Source organism: Burkholderia sp. Se-20373 (assembly GCF_017104705.1).
Classification (GTDB): domain Bacteria; phylum Pseudomonadota; class Gammaproteobacteria; order Burkholderiales; family Burkholderiaceae; genus Burkholderia.
This window is the reverse complement of sequence record NZ_JAAGPH010000168.1, coordinates 1-15,674: the sequence shown is the minus strand read 5'-3', so window position 1 is coordinate 15,674 and position 15,674 is coordinate 1. Positions and strand designations below refer to the sequence as shown.

The 15,674-nt window shown below is 65.9% G+C and carries 11 protein-coding genes and 2 tRNA genes; 5 read left to right on the top strand and 8 right to left on the bottom strand.

The window, feature by feature from the left end; genetic code table 11:
* The first annotated feature begins 174 nt into the window (after nt 1-174).
* The 3 genes from G3N96_RS33365 (at nt 175) to pgi (ending at nt 4,807) form a co-directional block, all read left to right on the top strand.
* A complete protein-coding gene (locus tag G3N96_RS33365; protein ID WP_206139854.1) occupies nt 175-1,476 on the top strand; it encodes an FAD-dependent oxidoreductase in 1,302 nt (433 codons plus the stop codon).
* A gap of 52 nt (nt 1,477-1,528) precedes the next feature.
* A complete protein-coding gene (locus tag G3N96_RS33360) occupies nt 1,529-3,073 on the top strand; it encodes an NAD(P)H-hydrate dehydratase (protein ID WP_206139853.1) in 1,545 nt (514 codons plus the stop codon).
* Between the two features lie 111 nt (nt 3,074-3,184).
* Nucleotides 3,185-4,807, top strand: coding sequence for a glucose-6-phosphate isomerase (gene pgi / locus G3N96_RS33355; protein WP_206139852.1), 1,623 nt, complete (start codon nt 3,185-3,187; stop codon nt 4,805-4,807).
* A gap of 68 nt (nt 4,808-4,875) precedes the next feature.
* Here the strand turns inward: pgi and G3N96_RS33350 are convergent, their stop codons facing one another.
* Complete coding sequence (locus G3N96_RS33350) at nt 4,876-5,589, bottom strand: ABC transporter ATP-binding protein (protein WP_089456377.1); 714 nt, start codon at nt 5,587-5,589, stop codon at nt 4,876-4,878.
* Between G3N96_RS33350 and G3N96_RS33345 the strand changes: the two genes are divergently transcribed.
* Entirely contained in the window at nt 5,588-6,262 is a 675-nt protein-coding gene (locus G3N96_RS33345) for an arylesterase (RefSeq protein WP_206139851.1), read from the top strand. The two genes, G3N96_RS33350 and G3N96_RS33345, sit on opposite strands and share 2 nt — an antisense overlap.
* Nucleotides 6,263-6,332: 70 nt before the next feature.
* Here G3N96_RS33345 and G3N96_RS33340 read toward each other — a convergent pair whose 3' ends face one another.
* From G3N96_RS33340 to tig, 7 genes are all read right to left on the bottom strand, one after another.
* On the bottom strand, nt 6,333-8,267 hold the full coding sequence (locus G3N96_RS33340; protein WP_206139850.1) for a SurA N-terminal domain-containing protein: 1,935 nt from the start codon (nt 8,265-8,267) through the stop codon (nt 6,333-6,335).
* Between the two features lie 249 nt (nt 8,268-8,516).
* Nucleotides 8,517-8,593: transfer RNA gene (locus G3N96_RS33335), tRNA-Asp, on the bottom strand.
* A gap of 23 nt (nt 8,594-8,616) precedes the next feature.
* A tRNA-Val gene (locus G3N96_RS33330) sits at nt 8,617-8,692 on the bottom strand.
* Nucleotides 8,693-8,896: 204 nt separating this feature from the next.
* Entirely contained in the window at nt 8,897-11,320 is a 2,424-nt protein-coding gene (gene lon, locus G3N96_RS33325) for an endopeptidase La (RefSeq protein WP_011352361.1), read from the bottom strand.
* Between the two features lie 197 nt (nt 11,321-11,517).
* Nucleotides 11,518-12,789 (bottom strand): ATP-dependent Clp protease ATP-binding subunit ClpX, encoded by a 1,272-nt coding sequence (clpX, locus tag G3N96_RS33320; RefSeq protein WP_006489345.1) that lies wholly within the window; start codon nt 12,787-12,789, stop codon nt 11,518-11,520.
* Between the two features lie 163 nt (nt 12,790-12,952).
* Entirely contained in the window at nt 12,953-13,606 is a 654-nt protein-coding gene (gene clpP, locus G3N96_RS33315; RefSeq protein WP_010092137.1) for an ATP-dependent Clp endopeptidase proteolytic subunit ClpP, read from the bottom strand.
* Nucleotides 13,607-13,746: 140 nt separating this feature from the next.
* The gene (gene tig / locus G3N96_RS33310; protein ID WP_206139849.1) at nt 13,747-15,093 is read right to left on the bottom strand and encodes a trigger factor; all 1,347 of its coding nucleotides are present in this window, start codon (nt 15,091-15,093) and stop codon (nt 13,747-13,749) included.
* Between the two features lie 388 nt (nt 15,094-15,481).
* Between tig and G3N96_RS33305 the strand changes: the two genes are divergently transcribed.
* A partial coding sequence (locus tag G3N96_RS33305; protein ID WP_206139848.1) for a glycerate kinase occupies nt 15,482-15,674 on the top strand: 193 nt, incomplete at its 3' end.

The window sequence follows — 15,674 nt, the reverse complement described above, 5'->3', positions numbered from 1 at the left end:
GGGCCGCCCCGCGCGGGCGCGGCAGCCGGCGGCCGCGGCACGGCTGCACGGTCCGTGCTCGCCCGGCGCCGGTTCCCGCGATTTTGGCGCTATCATTCCGGGTTCACCGGGCCGGGGCCCTCAGCGAATTCTCACCGGGCGGCGCCTGCGCGCCGCCCGTCATCGAAGCAATCCATGGATGTCATCGTCATCGGCGGCGGAATCAGCGGCGTCGCCACCGCCTACCAGTTGCGCGCGGCCGGCCATCGCGTGTGCGTCGTCGAACGTCACGCCACTGTCGCGCAGGGTGCGACCTACGGCGACGGCGGCGCGCTGCTGCCGAGCCCGCTCGACGTCTGGTTCGGCCCGACCTTCATGCGCCAGCGCCAGGCGCGCGACAGCGGCATCGTCTACAAGCCGGGCTTCAACGGCGGCGTGCGCCGCTTCGTCAAGCAGCTCGGCACGCTGCGCGAACCCGACGCGTTCGCCGCCCAGTACGCGCGGCTGCGCCCGCTGATCGATGCGTCGCGCGACACGCTCGCCGACATCGAGACGCGCCTCGAACTCGAATTCGAACAGAAGCCCGGCATCCTGCACGTGGTGCGCGATGCGCGCGACTGGGACGCGATGCAGCCGGCGCTCGACCTGCTGCGCACGCTCGACCAGCCGTACCGCCTGCTCTCCGCCGACGAATGCGCGACGCTCGAACCGTCGGTGCCGGCCGAACCCGGCTTCGCCGGCGGCGTGCTGCTCGAGACCGAACGCACCGGCAATTGCCCGCTGTTCGCGAAACTGGTCAAGCAGACGCTCGACGAGCACGGCGTGCAGTTCCGCTTCGGCGCGGAAGTCGCCGCGATCCGCGTCGACACCGGCCGTGCCGCGGTCGAACTCGTCCCGCCCGGCGACCGGCGCGCGTCGAACGCACGCGAGGTCGACGTCATTTCCGCCGATGCGATCGTGGTCGCCGCCGGCGCCGGCAGCCTGCCGCTGCTCGACCGGCTCGGCTGGCGCCTGCCGCTGCATCCGGTGCGCGTCCATACGCTTACCGCGCCGGTCGCGTACGAAGAACACGCACCGCACCTGAACGTCATCGATTCGATCAAGCGGATTTCGATCACGCGCACCCACCAGCGGCTACGCGTCGGCGGCGGCGCCGTGCTGCAGAGCCTGCCCGATACCGCGAAGCCGCTCGCCGAACCGCTGTCCGAGGCCGCGCTCGCGCTGCTCGGCCAGGCCGTCCACGACTGGGTGCCCGGCGCCGCGCGAATCTCGGCCGCGTTGTCGTGGCAAGGCACGCAGTTGCTGTCGCCGGACGGCCTGCCGGTCGTCGGTCCGACCCCGCATCCGCGCGTGTTCGTCAATTTCGGACACGGCCCGGCCGGCTGGGGGCTCGCATGCGGGTCTGCTAAAGTGGTGACCGACTATCTGGGCGGCGACGTGCAGCACTGGCCCGCCGACACGCTCGCCGCGCTGCGCGCCGGGCGCTTCACGACCTGACCGCCGCGGGCCCGCTCCCGGCGGCCACCTAGCCAGCCGCCACGACCCCGCGATGACCGTTACCCGCCCGCTCCCCGATTCCGACCCGATTGCGCTGCTGCGCGTCACCGAGTTGCGCACGGCCGAAACCGACGCCGCGGCGGCGCTGCCGCCGCATACGCTGATGGGCCGCGCCGGCGCCGCGGCCGCGCACTGGCTATCCGAGCGCATGGCCGGCGACGACCGCCCCGTGTGGTTCGCGGTCGGCCCGGGCAACAACGGCGGTGACGCGCTGGTTGCCGCCGCTCACCTCCAGCAGCTTGGCGTTGCCACTCAAGCGTGGATGCCGGTGCCAGTCAAACCGGACGACGCGCAATGGGCGCTCGGCCTCGCGCGCGCAGCCGGTGTTCCGCTATCCGCCACACCGCCTGCTTCGCTGGACGGCTTTGCATGGATTGTCGACGGACTGTTCGGCATCGGTCTCGGCCGCGCGCTCGACGGCGCATTCGCCGAGCAGGCCCAGCGCATCGCCGTGCATGCGCGCAGCGGCGGCCACGTGCTCGCGCTCGATGTACCGAGCGGGCTCGACAGCGATACGGGCCAGATCGTCGGCGCGGGCGTCGCCGTCGCCGCAACCCATACGCTCACCTTCATCGCCGCGAAGCCGGGCCTCTACACGGGCGAAGGCCGCGATCTCGCCGGCGAGATCGACGTCACCTCGCTCGACGTCGCGCCACCCGCCGCGCCGGCCATCGTGCTGAACGCGCCCGCGCGCTTCGCCGCCGCCCTGCCGGCGCGCGCATTCGCGTCCCACAAGGGCACGTTCGGCAGTCTCGCCGTGCTCGGCGGCGACACGGGCATGTGCGGCGCGCCGATCCTGGCCGCCCGCGCCGCGCTGTTCGCCGGTGCCGGCAAGGTGCACGTCGGCTTCCTCGGCGCCGGCGCGCCGCCGTACGACCCGCCGTTCCCCGAACTGATGCTGCATCCGGCCGACGGCCTCGATCTCGGCGCGATGACCGCCATCGCGGCCGGCTGCGGACTGGGTACGCGCGAGGCGGCGGCGACGCTCGTGCGCGACGTGCTCGCACACGATGCCGCGACGCTGCTCGATGCCGATGCGCTGAACCTCGTCGCGACACATGCCGACCTCGCGACCGCCGTCGCCACGCGCGGTACGCGCGGCAATCCGTGCGTGCTGACGCCGCATCCGCTCGAAGCCGCCCGGTTGCTCGGCAGCGACACGGCGACGATCCAGCGCGACCGCGTGGCGGCCGCGCAGGCGCTCGCGGCTCGTTATGTGGCGAACGTCGTGCTGAAAGGCTCGGGCACGGTGATTGCGGCGCCCGACGGCCGCGTGACGATCAATCCGACCGGCAACGCGGCGCTCGCCACGGGCGGCACCGGCGACGTACTCGGCGGGCTGATCGGCGCGTTGCTCGCGCAACGCGTCGCACCGTACGAGGCAGCGCTCGCGGGCGTCTACCTGCACGGCCTCGCGGCCGACACGCTGACCACACACGGCACCGGCCCGGCCGGCCTCACGGCCGGCGAACTCGCACCGATGGTGCGCACGCTGATCAATCGCCTTTTTTACGCGCCGCCGCGCGCCGACACATAAGGCCGCTATACTGACTGCCCCGCCGCACGGCGGTCCCTCTCGTCCGCCGGCCTTCCGATCCCGATGAGCCGGCGCGGCATTCCTCCCGATTCACGCTTCACTCGAACCGCCATGACGCTGAATTCGCTCCCCGCCTGGACTGCCCTTCAATCCCACTTCGAGCAAATCCGCCATGCTCGCCTGCGCGACTGGTTCGCGCCGGAACACGACCACGCGCCGACGCGTGCCGAACGCTTCACGCTCGCGGGCGGCGGCCTCGCGGCCGATTTCTCGAAGAACCGCATCAATGACGACACGCTGCGCCTGCTCGTCCAGCTCGCGCGCGACGCGGGCGTCGAAGCACGCCGCGACGCGATGTTCGCGGGCGAGATCGTCAACCCGACCGAAGGCCGTGCCGCGCTGCACACCGCGCTGCGCGCGACCGATCCGCAAGCGCCGTTCCACGCACAGATCAGCGCCGAGCGCGCGAAGATGGCGACCTTCGCGCGCGCCGTGCGCAGCGGCACGTGGACGGGCTACACCGGCAAGCGCATCCGCCACGTGATCAACATCGGCATCGGCGGCTCCGATCTCGGGCCGAAGATGGTCGTGCATGCGCTGCATCACGTCGCGACGCCCGACATCACCACGCACTTCGTGTCGAACGTCGACGGCGCCGATCTCGCGCGCGTGCTCGAGCAGGTCGATCCGGAGGAAACGCTCGCGATCATCGTGTCGAAGACGTTCACGACGCTCGAGACGATGACGAACGCACGCTCGCTGCGCGACTGGTTCGTCGCGCGCGGCTGCCCCGAGGACGCGCTCGCGAAGCACTTCGTCGGCGTGTCGGCAAACCCGGCCGAAGTCGTGAAGTTCGGCATCGCCGCGGACAACGTGTTCGAGATGTGGGACTGGGTGGGCGGCCGCTATTCGCTGTGGTCGGCGGTCGGCCTGTCGATCATGATCGCGATCGGCCCCGAGCAGTTCGACGAGCTGCTGGCCGGCGCGAACGACATGGATCGTCATTTCCGCGAAGCGCCGCTCGAGCGCAACCTGCCCGTGCTGCTCGGCCTGATCGGCATCTGGTACCGAAATTTCTTCGGTTCGCAGAGCTACCTCGTCGCACCGTATTCGGAAGCGCTGCACTACCTGCCGTCGTACCTGCAGCAGCTCGAAATGGAGAGCAACGGCAAATCCGCGCGCCTGGACGGCACCTTCGTCGACTACCCGACCTCCGCCGTCACGTGGGGTGAGCCGGGCACCAACGGGCAGCACGCGTTCTTCCAGATGCTGCACCAGGGGCCGACGATCGTGCCGATCGACTTCATCGCGGTGCTGACGCCCGAGCATCCGCTCGCGAGCCATCATCCGAAGCTGCTGGCGAACTGCTTCGCGCAGAGCGAGGCGCTGATGCTCGGCCGCACGCTCGACGAAGCGCGCAAGGTCGCGGGGCCGGGCAAGGAAGCGCTCGCGCCGCACCTGACGTTCCCGGGCAACCGCCCGACGACGACACTGCTCGTCGATGCGCTGACGCCGCGCACGCTCGGCGCGCTGATCGCGCTGTATGAACACAAGGTGCTCGTGCAGGCAACGGTGTGGGACATCAATCCGTTCGACCAGTGGGGCGTCGAGCTCGGCAAGATTCTCGGCAAGGTGGTGGAAGCCGACCTGACGGGCGAGTCGGTCGATCCGGCCAAGCACGACTCGTCGACCACCGCGCTGATCGAGCGCGCCCGCGCGGCACTGAAGCGCTGACGCTCGCGGGTATCGGCGTCATGCCGATGCCGGCCGCGCAGCCCTGCTTGCGCGGCCGGCCGATCAATTCAGGTGCCGCGCTGCTCCGCGTGCGGCTCGACGATGCGTCCGGCGTCGATCGTCACGGTCGTCGCACAGCGGCGTGCAAGTTCGACATCGTGCGTGACGAGCACGAGCGTGGCACCGTGCGTGCGGTTCAGCTCGAACATCAGGTCGATGACCGCATGCCCCGTGGCCGCATCGAGGCTGCCGGTCGGCTCGTCGGCGAACAGGATCGCCGGGCGCGTGACGAATGCGCGCGCAAGCGCGACGCGCTGCTGCTCGCCCCCGGACAACAGCTTCGGATAATGCGCAGTGCGCTCACCGAGACCGACCTGCACGAGCAGCGCCCGGGCACGATCGGCTGCCTCACGCGCGCTGATGCCGCCCTGCAGCTCGAGCGGCAGCATGACGTTCTCGAGCGCCGTCAGGTGCGGCATCAACTGGAACGACTGGAACACGAAGCCGACTGCGCCGTTGCGCAGCGCCGCGCGCGCATCCTCGTCGAGTTGGTCGAGCGCACGACCGAGCAGGCGAACCGTGCCGCTCGTCGCGCTGTCCAACCCGGCAAGCAGGCCAAGCAGCGTCGATTTACCTGACCCCGACGCGCCGACGATCGCGAGGCTGCTGCCCGGCTGCACGGCAAGTGTGATGCCGTCGAGGATCGTCAGCTCGCCCGTTGCATCGGCGACCCGCTTGCATACGTCATGGACTTCGATGATCGGATCGGTAATCTTGAACATGGACACGACATTTCGCTGGAAAAGACGCGCGGCGGTCGCCGCGCTGCTGGGCACCCTGCTCGCTGCCACCGTGCCGGCGCGCGCCGCAACGACGCCGGCGGCGACATCAGACCAGCCCGTGATCGTCGTGCTCGGCGACAGCCTGTCGGCCGAATACGGGCTGCCGCGCGACACCGGCTGGGTGGCATTGCTACGGCAACGGCTCACGACCGAGCGAATCGATTATAGCGTCGCGAACGCCAGCGTCAGCGGCGACACCACGAGCGGCGGCCGCGCGCGGCTGCCCGCGGTGCTGCAACGGCTCAAGCCGTCGATCGTCGTCGTCGAGCTCGGGTCGAACGATGCGCTGCGCGGCGTGCCGCTCGCCACGACCGAGCAGAACCTGCGCGACATCATCGCCGGCGCACGACAGGCGCGGGCGAAGGTCGTGCTGGTCGGCATGTATGTGCCACCCAATTACGGCCCCGACTACACGCAGAAGTTCCACGCCGTCTATACGCGGCTGTCGAAGGATCTCGGCGTGCCGCTCGTGCCGTTCCTGCTGGCCGGCATCGAGAACAAGCCGGAGTTGTTCCAGGCCGACCAGATGCACCCCGCACAACAGGCGCAAGGCATTCTGCTCGACAACGTCTGGCCTGCGCTGAAGCCGCTGCTCGGCAAGCCGCGCGGCTGACGCTGCCGCCCCGCCGGAAAACAAAAAGCCCCGCATGAAGCGGGGCTTTTTGTTGCGTGCGAAACGACGCTCAGTTGTCGCCGTCCTGCGACTGGCTGGCCGTCGAGCCGTACAGCTTCACCTTCGAGCGGTCACGCAATGCGGCGAGATACGCTTCGCCTTCGCTCTGCGCGTCGACCTGCGCCATCTGCTGCTGCGCGGCGGCCAGTTGCTGCGGATCGACCGCCGAACCCGGGATCACCGCGTTCACGCGATAGATCGCGTAGCCGTCCGCGCCGAGATCGACACCCACGTACGCCGGCAGCGTCTTCGCATCGACCTTGTACACGGCGCTCAGTGCAGCCGGCGTCAGGCCCTGCGACTGCGTGCGCGACACCTTCTGCGCGACCGCGAATCCGTCGACCGACTTCGACTTCTGCAGTTCGGCAAGCTTCGCCGCGCCGTCCTTCTTCGCGAGATCCGCAGCCTGTTCGGCCACGACCTTCTGGCGCACGATGTCCTTGATCGCGTCGAGCGCGGGCACGGCGGCCGGCTTGTAGTCGGTCACGCGCGCCGAGATCAGCGTGTTGTTGCCGACGTCGATCGCCTGCGTATTGTTCTGGCTCTTCACCGAGTCGTTGGCGAACACGGCGGCCAGGAACTTCGGATTGTTCAGCGGGCTCGTCGGCGCCAGCTGCGGATTCGGCGTCGGTGTGACGGTGGCCGTCTGGATCGTCAGCTTGTACTTGTCCGCGGCCGGCTGCAGCGTCTTCGCCTTTTCGTAGACAGTGGACGTGAAGCCTTCCGCGTTGTCCGTGAACGCCTTCGATGCGTACTGCTGCTTGAGGTCGACTGCGATCTGGTCCTTCACGTCGGCGAACGGCTTGACGGCGGCCGGCTTCACTTCCGTTGCCTTCAGGATGTGGAAGCCGAGATCCGACTGCACGACACCGCTCACGTCGCCCTGCTTGAGCGCGAACGCGGCATCGTCGAACGCCTTGCCGCCCGCCGTCGAGCCACGCGTGATGAAGCCGAGGTCGCCGCCCTTCGCGGCAGACGGTGCGTCCTGCGAGCTCTTCTGCGCGATCTGCGCGAACTGGTCCGGATGCGCCTTCACGTCGGCCAGCAGCTGCTCGGCCTTCGTCTTCGCCGCAGCCTTGTCGGCCGCGCTTGCGCTGCCCGGCGCGGCGATGAAGATGTGGCTCACGCGCACCTGTGCTTCGGTGCGGAAGTGCGTCGGGTTGTCGTCGTAGAACTTCTTGATGTCCGCCTCGGTCGGCTGCGCGCTCGCGGCCGCTGCGGCAGGCGAATACACGAGGTACTGGATCGTCGCGGTCTCCGGCGTCGCGAAGCTCTGCTTGTGCGCGTCATAGTACGCGGCGAGCTGCGCATCGGTCGGCTGGACCTTCGCGGCGAAGTCGCTCGTCTTCAGCACGAGCGCCTGCACTTCGCGCTGCTGCGCCGCGAGTTCGGACAAGCGTTGCGCGAGGCTCTTCGGCGTGAATGCGCTCGACACGATGCTGGCCGGAATCTGTTGCAGCGCGAGGCTGTAGCGCACGCGCTCCTGATACTGCTCGGGCGTCATCCCCTGGAACGACAGCAGTTGCGCATAGCGCTCGACATCGATCGAACCGTCGGGCTTCTTCAGCGACGCAATCATCGGGTCGCTCATCAGCGCGTCGCGCACGGCGTTGTCGGAGGCGGTCAGATGCAGACGTTGGGTCTCGTCGGCCAGCACGCGTTGCTGGATCAGGCCGTCGAGCACCTGCTTGCGGTGCTCGGGCGTATCGAACATCTTGATGTCGAACTGCCCGCCGAGCGCCTGACGCGCCTGGTCAATCTGCTGACGGAACGCGCCGTCGAATTCGACCCGCGTGATCTTGTGCCCGTTGACTGCCGCGACGTTCGCGCTGTCGTCGAAGAAGCCGCGGAAGCCTTGGATCCCGACGAAACCCAGCCCCGGCAACACGATCAGGAGCAGGAGCGCCATCATCAGGCGCTGGTGATTACGGAAGAAATCGAGCATGCGTGACGGGAAAATTGGACAAAACGTCCGATATTACAACATACGGGGTGGGACGGGAGAAAAGCAGACGTCGCGTGGGCGACTGCGGCGCGGCAAACGGGCGCACAAAACGAAAATGCCCGCACTCGGCAGGCACTTTTGTTTTTGGGGCGGAGCGGACGGGACTCGCCTACATCCCGCGGCAGCGCTTGCAGGCGCAGCCCTAAATGCAAATGAAAAAGCCCGCACAAGGCGGGCTTCTTCATTTTCTGGCGGAGCGGACGGGACTCGAACCCGCGACCCCCGGCGTGACAGGCCGGTATTCTAACCGACTGAACTACCGCTCCTTGGTCTGGCTGAATCAGGAAACTGGTGGGTGCTGAGGGGTTCGAACCCCCGACCTACGCCTTGTAAGGGCGCCGCTCTACCAGCTGAGCTAAGCACCCGTTTCCGATTCGTTCTGGCTGCGATCTGCGTTTCGGCATCAACAACCAGCGAGCCCGCAAGTTTAATTCATCCCCGATCATTTTGCAAAGCCCTGACGCGAATTTTTTAAACGTTCGGGCACACGATTCGGCTTCGCATAAAAAAACCCGCGGCCATGCCGCGGGTTTCGTGAACAACCGTCAGGAACGACGATGTTCCGATGCTTAGTGCTTGACGAATTCCGTCGAGCCGGCATCCTTCGCCGCATCGGCGACCGGTGCCGCCGCCTTCGCCTCTTCTTCCGGCGGCAGCGGGGTCGGCGAACGCTCGAGCGCGAGTTCCAGCACCTTGTCGATCCAGCGGACCGGCACGATCTCGATCGCGTTCTTCACGTTGTCCGGAATCTCGGCGAGATCCTTCACGTTCTCTTCCGGGATCAACACGAGCTTGATGCCACCGCGATGCGCGGCGAGCAGCTTCTCCTTCAGACCACCGATCGGCAGGACTTCACCACGCAGCGTGATTTCGCCCGTCATCGCGACATCGGCACGCACGGGGATACCCGTCAGCACCGACACCAGCGCGGTCGTCATCGCACCACCTGCGGACGGACCGTCCTTCGGCGTCGCGCCTTCCGGCACGTGGATGTGGATGTCCTGCTTCTCGAACGCTTCGTCCTTGATGCCGAGACGACGCGAGCGCGAGCGCACGACCGAACGTGCCGCCTCGACCGACTCCTTCATCACGTCGCCGAGCGAACCCGTACGGATCACGTTGCCCTTGCCCGGCATCACCGCGGCTTCGATCGTCAGCAGATCGCCACCGACTTCCGTCCACGCGAGGCCCGTCACCTGACCGACCTGGTTTTCCTTCGCCGCGAGGCCGAAGTCGTACTTGCGTACGCCGAGGAACGTATCGAGGTTTTCGCCGTCGACCTTGATCGCACCCGATGCCTTCTTCAGCAGCAGCATCTTCACAACCTTGCGGCAGATCTTCGACACTTCCCGCTCGAGCGAACGCACACCGGCTTCACGCGTGTAGTAGCGGATGATGTCGCGGATCGCCTGCTCGGTGACCTCGATCTCGCCTTCCTTCAGCCCGTTGTTCTTCTTCTGCTTCGGCAGCAGGTAACGCTGGGCGATGCTGACCTTCTCGTCTTCCGTGTAACCCGACAGACGGATCACTTCCATCCGGTCGAGCAGCGGCGGCGGGATGTTCAGCGAGTTCGACGTCGCGACGAACATCACGTCCGACAGGTCGAAGTCGACTTCGATGTAGTGGTCGGCGAACGTGTGGTTCTGTTCCGGATCGAGCACTTCGAGCAGCGCCGACGACGGATCGCCGCGGAAATCCATGCCCATCTTGTCGACTTCGTCGAGCAGGAAGAGCGGATTGCGCACGCCGACCTTCGTGAGGCTCTGCAGGATCTTGCCCGGCATCGAACCGATGTACGTACGGCGGTGGCCACGGATCTCGGCTTCGTCACGCACGCCGCCGAGCGCCATCCGGACGAACTTGCGGTTCGTCGCGCGGGCGATCGACTGGCCGAGCGAGGTCTTGCCGACGCCCGGGGGCCCGACGAGGCACAGGATCGGCGCCTTCACCTTGTCGACGCGCTGTTGGACCGCGAGATACTCGAGGATGCGTTCCTTCACCTTCTCGAGGCCGAAGTGATCCTCGTCGAGCACCTGCTCGGCGTTCGACAGGTCGTTGTTGACCTTGCTCTTCTTGCGCCACGGCAGGCCGATCAGCGTGTCGATGTAGTTGCGCACGACGGTGGCTTCCGCCGACATCGGCGACATCAGCTTCAGCTTCTTCAGCTCGGCGTCGGCCTTCTTCTTCGCTTCCTTCGGCATGCGCGCGGCGTTGATGCGCTTCTCGAGTTCCTCGAGATCGGCACCCTCTTCGCCTTCGCCCAGTTCCTTCTGGATCGCCTTGACCTGTTCGTTCAGGTAGTACTCGCGCTGGCTCTTTTCCATCTGGCGCTTCACGCGCCCGCGGATGCGCTTTTCCACCTGCAGGATGTCGATCTCGGCTTCGAGCTGCGCGAGCAGGTGCTCGAGGCGCTCGATGACCGGGAACATCTCGAGGATGTGCTGCTTCTGGTCAAGCTTCAGCGGCAGGCGCTCGGCGATCATGTCGGCGAGGCGGCCCGCTTCGTCGATGCCCGACAGCGACGTGAGAATCTCCGGCGGGATCTTCTTGTTCAGCTTCACGTACTGGTCGAACTGCGACACGATCGCGCGGCGCAGCGCTTCCGTTTCAGCGCTGTCGGCGTGATCGGGCTCTAGCGGCATCACTTCGCAGGAGAATTGCGTTTCCTGCTCTTCGATCGACAACGCCTTCGCGCGCTGCAGGCCCTCGACGAGCACCTTCACGGTGCCGTCCGGCAGCTTCAGCATCTGCAGGATGTTGGCGATACAACCGACCTCGTACATGTCCTTTTCGGTCGGTTCGTCCTTGGCCGCGGTTTTCTGGGCGACGAGCATGATGTGCTTGCCGCCTTCCATCGCTGCTTCGAGGGCCTTGATCGATTTCGGCCGGCCCACGAAGAGCGGAATCACCATGTGCGGGAAAACGACGACATCCCGCAGCGGCAGCAGCGGGAGCGTGATGCGTTCCGGCGGGAGAAGTTGGGTGCCTGACATTTCATTTCCCCATGAGTGGAATCAATTGTTCGGTAATTGAGGCCGCCACAACGAATTGCAAGCCTTCAAGTGCGGGAAATATTCGGTAAGAAAGTAACCACCGCGTGTCGAGTCAGAGTTACCCACAAGATAAACGAAAAAAAGCCGCCCACGGTCTCATGAACGGCCTTTTTCGCAGAACATCGTCGGCAAGCCGGTCAGTTCGAACCCGCCACCTTCGGCGTGTCCTCGTAGATCAGCAAAGGCTTGCCGTCGCCATCGATGACGTTCTCGTCGATGATGACCTTGCTGACCCCTTTCATCGTCGGCAGCTCGTACATCACGTCGAGCAACGCCTGTTCGATGATCGAACGCAAACCGCGCGCGCCGGTCTTGCGGCGGATCGCCTTGCGGGCGACTGCCTGCAGTGCGCCCGGCCGGATCTCCAACTCGACGCGCTCCATCGCGAACAGCTTGTGATACTGCTTGACGAGCGCGTTCTTCGGCTCGACCAGGATCTTCATCAGCGCGGCTTCATCGAGCTTGCCGAGCGTCGCGACCACCGGCAGGCGGCCGATCAATTCGGGGATCAGACCGAATTTGATCAGGTCTTCCGGTTCCGTTTCGCGCAGCACTTCGCCCGCGTCGCGTTCCTGCTTGCTCTTGACCGTCGCGCCGAAGCCGATGCCGGTTTTCTCGGTACGGTCGGTGATCACCTTTTCGAGGCCGTCGAACGCACCGCCGCAGATGAACAGGATGTTGGTCGTGTCGACCTGGATGAAATCCTGGTTCGGGTGCTTGCGGCCGCCCTGCGGCGGCACCGACGCCATCGTGCCCTCGACGAGCTTCAGCAGCGCCTGCTGGACACCCTCGCCCGACACGTCGCGCGTGATCGACGGGTTGTCCGACTTGCGGCTGATCTTGTCGATTTCGTCGATGTAGACGATCCCGCGCTGGGCCTTGTCGACCTCGTAGTTGCAGTTCTGCAACAGCTTCTGGATGATGTTCTCGACGTCCTCGCCGACGTAGCCGGCTTCGGTCAGCGTCGTCGCATCGGCGATCACGAACGGCACGTTGAGCAACCGCGCGAGCGTCTGCGCGAGCAGCGTCTTGCCGGAGCCCGTCGGGCCGATCAGCAGGATGTTGCTCTTCGACAACTCGACGTCGTCCTTCTTGTCGAGATGCTTCAGGCGCTTGTAGTGGTTGTACACGGCCACCGCGAGGATCTTCTTCGCACGCTCCTGGCCGATCACGTACTGATCGAGGATGTCGCGAATTTCCTGCGGGCTCGGGAGATCCGACCGGGACAGGCTGGCCTCGACGCCGGCGGCAGCCGCCTCGTCGCGAATGATTTCGTTGCAGAGGTCGATACATTCATCGCAGATGAACACCGACGGGCCCGCGATGAGTTTTTTCACCTCATGCTGGCTTTTCCCGCAAAACGAGCAATACAACAGCTTCTCGCTGTTCGAACCTTTTTTGTCCGCCATGAATGTAGAGCCTCCGGACAGGTAAATGACATGATACGCCGATTGCTCCGGACGCCGCGCCTAGGGCGCGACCGGAGCCGGCTGGATGCGCTTGCCGCAGATGCTCAGGGCACTCGGGACGTTTGAGGGCGCCGCCCGAATCGGGGCGGCACCCCGTTTAAGCTCACGGGCGCTTCAACAGCACCTGATCGATCAGCCCGTACGCCTTCGCGTCCTCGCTCGACATGAAGTTATCACGGTCGGTGTCGCGCGCGATGCGCTCGACGTCCTGGCCCGTGTGCTGCGCGAGCAACTGGTTCAGCCGCTCCTTCAGGTAGAGGATTTCGCGTGCCTGGATCTCGATGTCGGATGCCTGGCCGCGTGCGCCGCCGAGCGGCTGGTGAATCATCACGCGCGAGTTCGGCAGCGCGAAACGCTTGCCCTTCGCACCCGACGCGAGCAGGAACGCACCCATGCTGGCCGCGAGGCCCATGCACAGCGTCGACACGTCCGGCTTGATGAACTGCATCGTGTCGTAGATCGCCATGCCGGCCGACACCGACCCGCCCGGGCTGTTGATGTACAGGCTGATGTCCTTGTCGGGATTCTCGCTCTCGAGGAACAGCAGCTGCGCGACCACGAGGTTGGCGGTCTGGTCGTTCACTTCGCCGACCATGAACACCAGGCGCTCCTTCAGGAGACGCGAGTAGATATCGTACGAACGCTCGCCGCGGCCGCTCGTTTCGACGACGATCGGCACCAGCCCCAGCGCTTGCGCCTCGAAACCCTGCGGCGCGTTCGAAGCAAGCATGTCCAGCAATTCAGCGCGAGTGATCATTCAATGAACCTTGTTCGAATGGAAAATTGAACGGAAGGAAGCCGCCCGCTCAATCGCCATATTAATGGCAACCGTGCGCTTGACGTAAAAACGGCGTGCGGGCCGTCGCTCCGACAGCCGGCACGCCGCTAGAGCAACACTTACGCTTGCGCCGATGCGCTCGCGAGTGCTTCGAAGCTCACTTCCTTGTCCGTCACCTTCGCCTTGCCCAGCACGAAATCGACGACGTTGCTTTCAACGACGAACGCTTCCATCTCGGCGAGGCGCTGCTGGTTCGAATAATACCAGCGGACCACTTCCTTCGGGTCTTCGTAGCTCTTCGCGAACTCGTCGACTTCCGCGCGGATCTGTTCCGGCTTCGCTTCGAGGCCGTTCGACTTCACGAGCTCGGCCAGCACGAGGCCCAGCTTCACGCGGCGTTCCGCCTGCTCGGTGAACATCTCGGCCGGGATCGGTGCGTCCTTCGCGTTCGGCACGCCGCGCTGCGCCAGATCCTGGCGAGCCATTTCGACGAGGCGTTGCTGATCCTGCTCGATCAGCGCCTTCGGCACGTCGAGTTCGGAAATCTTCAGCAGCGCGTCCATCACCTGGTTCTTGACGATCGACTGCGTGCGGCGCTTCGCTTCGCGCTCGAGGTTTTCCTTGATCTCGGCGCGCATCTTCGTGAGATCGCCGTCTTCGATGCCGAGCGACTTCGCGAATTCAGCGTCGATTTCCGGCAGGTGCGGCCACTCGATCTTCTTCATCGTGACCGTGAATTGCGCCGTCTTGCCCGCGACGTCCTTGCCGTGGTAGTCCTCCGGGAACGCCAGGTCGAACGTGCGCGATTCGCCGACCTTCAGGCCCAGCGCCGCGGTTTCGAATTCCGGCAGCATGCGGCCTTCGCCGAGCACGAACGGGAAATCTTCAGCCGTGCCGCCCTGGAACGCGACGTCGTCGATCTTGCCGACGAAGTCGACCGTCACGCGGTCGCCGTTCTTCGCTGCGGTGTCCGCGCCGCCGTCGCCGTGCTCGCCGGCTTCGCCACGTGCGTGGAAGTGCACGCGCTGCTTGCGCAGGATGTCCAGCGTGCGGTCGATTTCGGCGTCGCCGATCGACGTCGTCGAGCGCTCGACTTCAGCCGTCGCCAGATCGCCGATCTTGACTTCCGGGTAGACCTCGAACGTCGCGTCGAACGCGTATGCACCTTCAGCCTGCTCCTGCTTCGGCTCGAAGCTCGGCTGGCCAGCGACGCGCAGGTTTTCCGCGCGGCTGATCGTGAAGAATTCCTGGCCGATCTTGTCGCTCAGCACTTCCGCCTCGACCTGACCCGCGTACTGTTGCGCGACCATCCTCACCGGCACCTTGCCCGGGCGGAAACCCGGCATGCGCACGGTCTTCGCGAGTTTCTGGATACGGGCGTCGATTTCCTTCTGCACGGTGTCTTTCGGCAGGGAAATCGTCACGCGGCGTTCAAGCTTGCCGAGGTTCTCAACAACGTTAGCCATGGCTTCAATCGTCCTAAAATTATTCGAGCGAATCGGGTTTTCCTTGCCGTGCCTGCCTGCGGCGTGATGTGTGTCACATCCACTCGCCGCGCCGGAGCGCCACGCCATCCCTGCACGCGCCGGATGGCTAGCGCAAGCGGCTCGGAGCACGGCTTTGGCCGGAAGAATCGACTATTCTAGCAAACAATTTTCATCACACCGCCAGATCGGCGCGACGCGCATGCGTCCGCGCCGCGTCAACCGCCCTTTGCACGGCAATGCAAGCGGATCGCCGCTATGCCGAACGCCATATCCAACCCGGGCCCGCCATCCTGTAAGCTCCGATTGAGGAGTCGCCACCGTCGCGGCCCCGATATTCTTCACACCAATCACGCCTTCCGGAGACACCATGCCGCAACACCCGTCCGCGCCTGTCGTCGTCATCGCGCCCGATTCGTTCAAAGGCTCGCTTTCCGCCGAGCAGGTCGCGGACGCGATCGCCACCGGCATCCGCCGCGCCCGGCCCGACGCCGTCGTGCGCTGCTGCCCGATGGCCGACGGCGGCGAAGGCACGCTCGACGCGATGCTGGCGGGCGGCGGCA

Coding starts and splice junctions, on each gene's coding strand:
- tig (WP_206139849.1), bottom strand. CDS start 15,093: ATGGCTAACGTTGTTGAGAACCTCGGCAAGCTTGAACGCCGCGTGACG.
- clpX (WP_006489345.1), bottom strand. CDS start 12,789: ATGGCGGACAAAAAAGGTTCGAACAGCGAGAAGCTGTTGTATTGCTCG.
- G3N96_RS33340 (WP_206139850.1), bottom strand. CDS start 8,267: ATGCTCGATTTCTTCCGTAATCACCAGCGCCTGATGATGGCGCTCCTG.
- G3N96_RS33360 (WP_206139853.1), top strand. CDS start 1,529: ATGACCGTTACCCGCCCGCTCCCCGATTCCGACCCGATTGCGCTGCTG.
- G3N96_RS33365 (WP_206139854.1), top strand. CDS start 175: ATGGATGTCATCGTCATCGGCGGCGGAATCAGCGGCGTCGCCACCGCC.
- pgi (WP_206139852.1), top strand. CDS start 3,185: ATGACGCTGAATTCGCTCCCCGCCTGGACTGCCCTTCAATCCCACTTC.
- clpP (WP_010092137.1), bottom strand. CDS start 13,606: ATGATCACTCGCGCTGAATTGCTGGACATGCTTGCTTCGAACGCGCCG.
- G3N96_RS33345 (WP_206139851.1), top strand. CDS start 5,588: ATGGACACGACATTTCGCTGGAAAAGACGCGCGGCGGTCGCCGCGCTG.
- lon (WP_011352361.1), bottom strand. CDS start 11,320: ATGTCAGGCACCCAACTTCTCCCGCCGGAACGCATCACGCTCCCGCTG.
- G3N96_RS33350 (WP_089456377.1), bottom strand. CDS start 5,589: ATGTTCAAGATTACCGATCCGATCATCGAAGTCCATGACGTATGCAAG.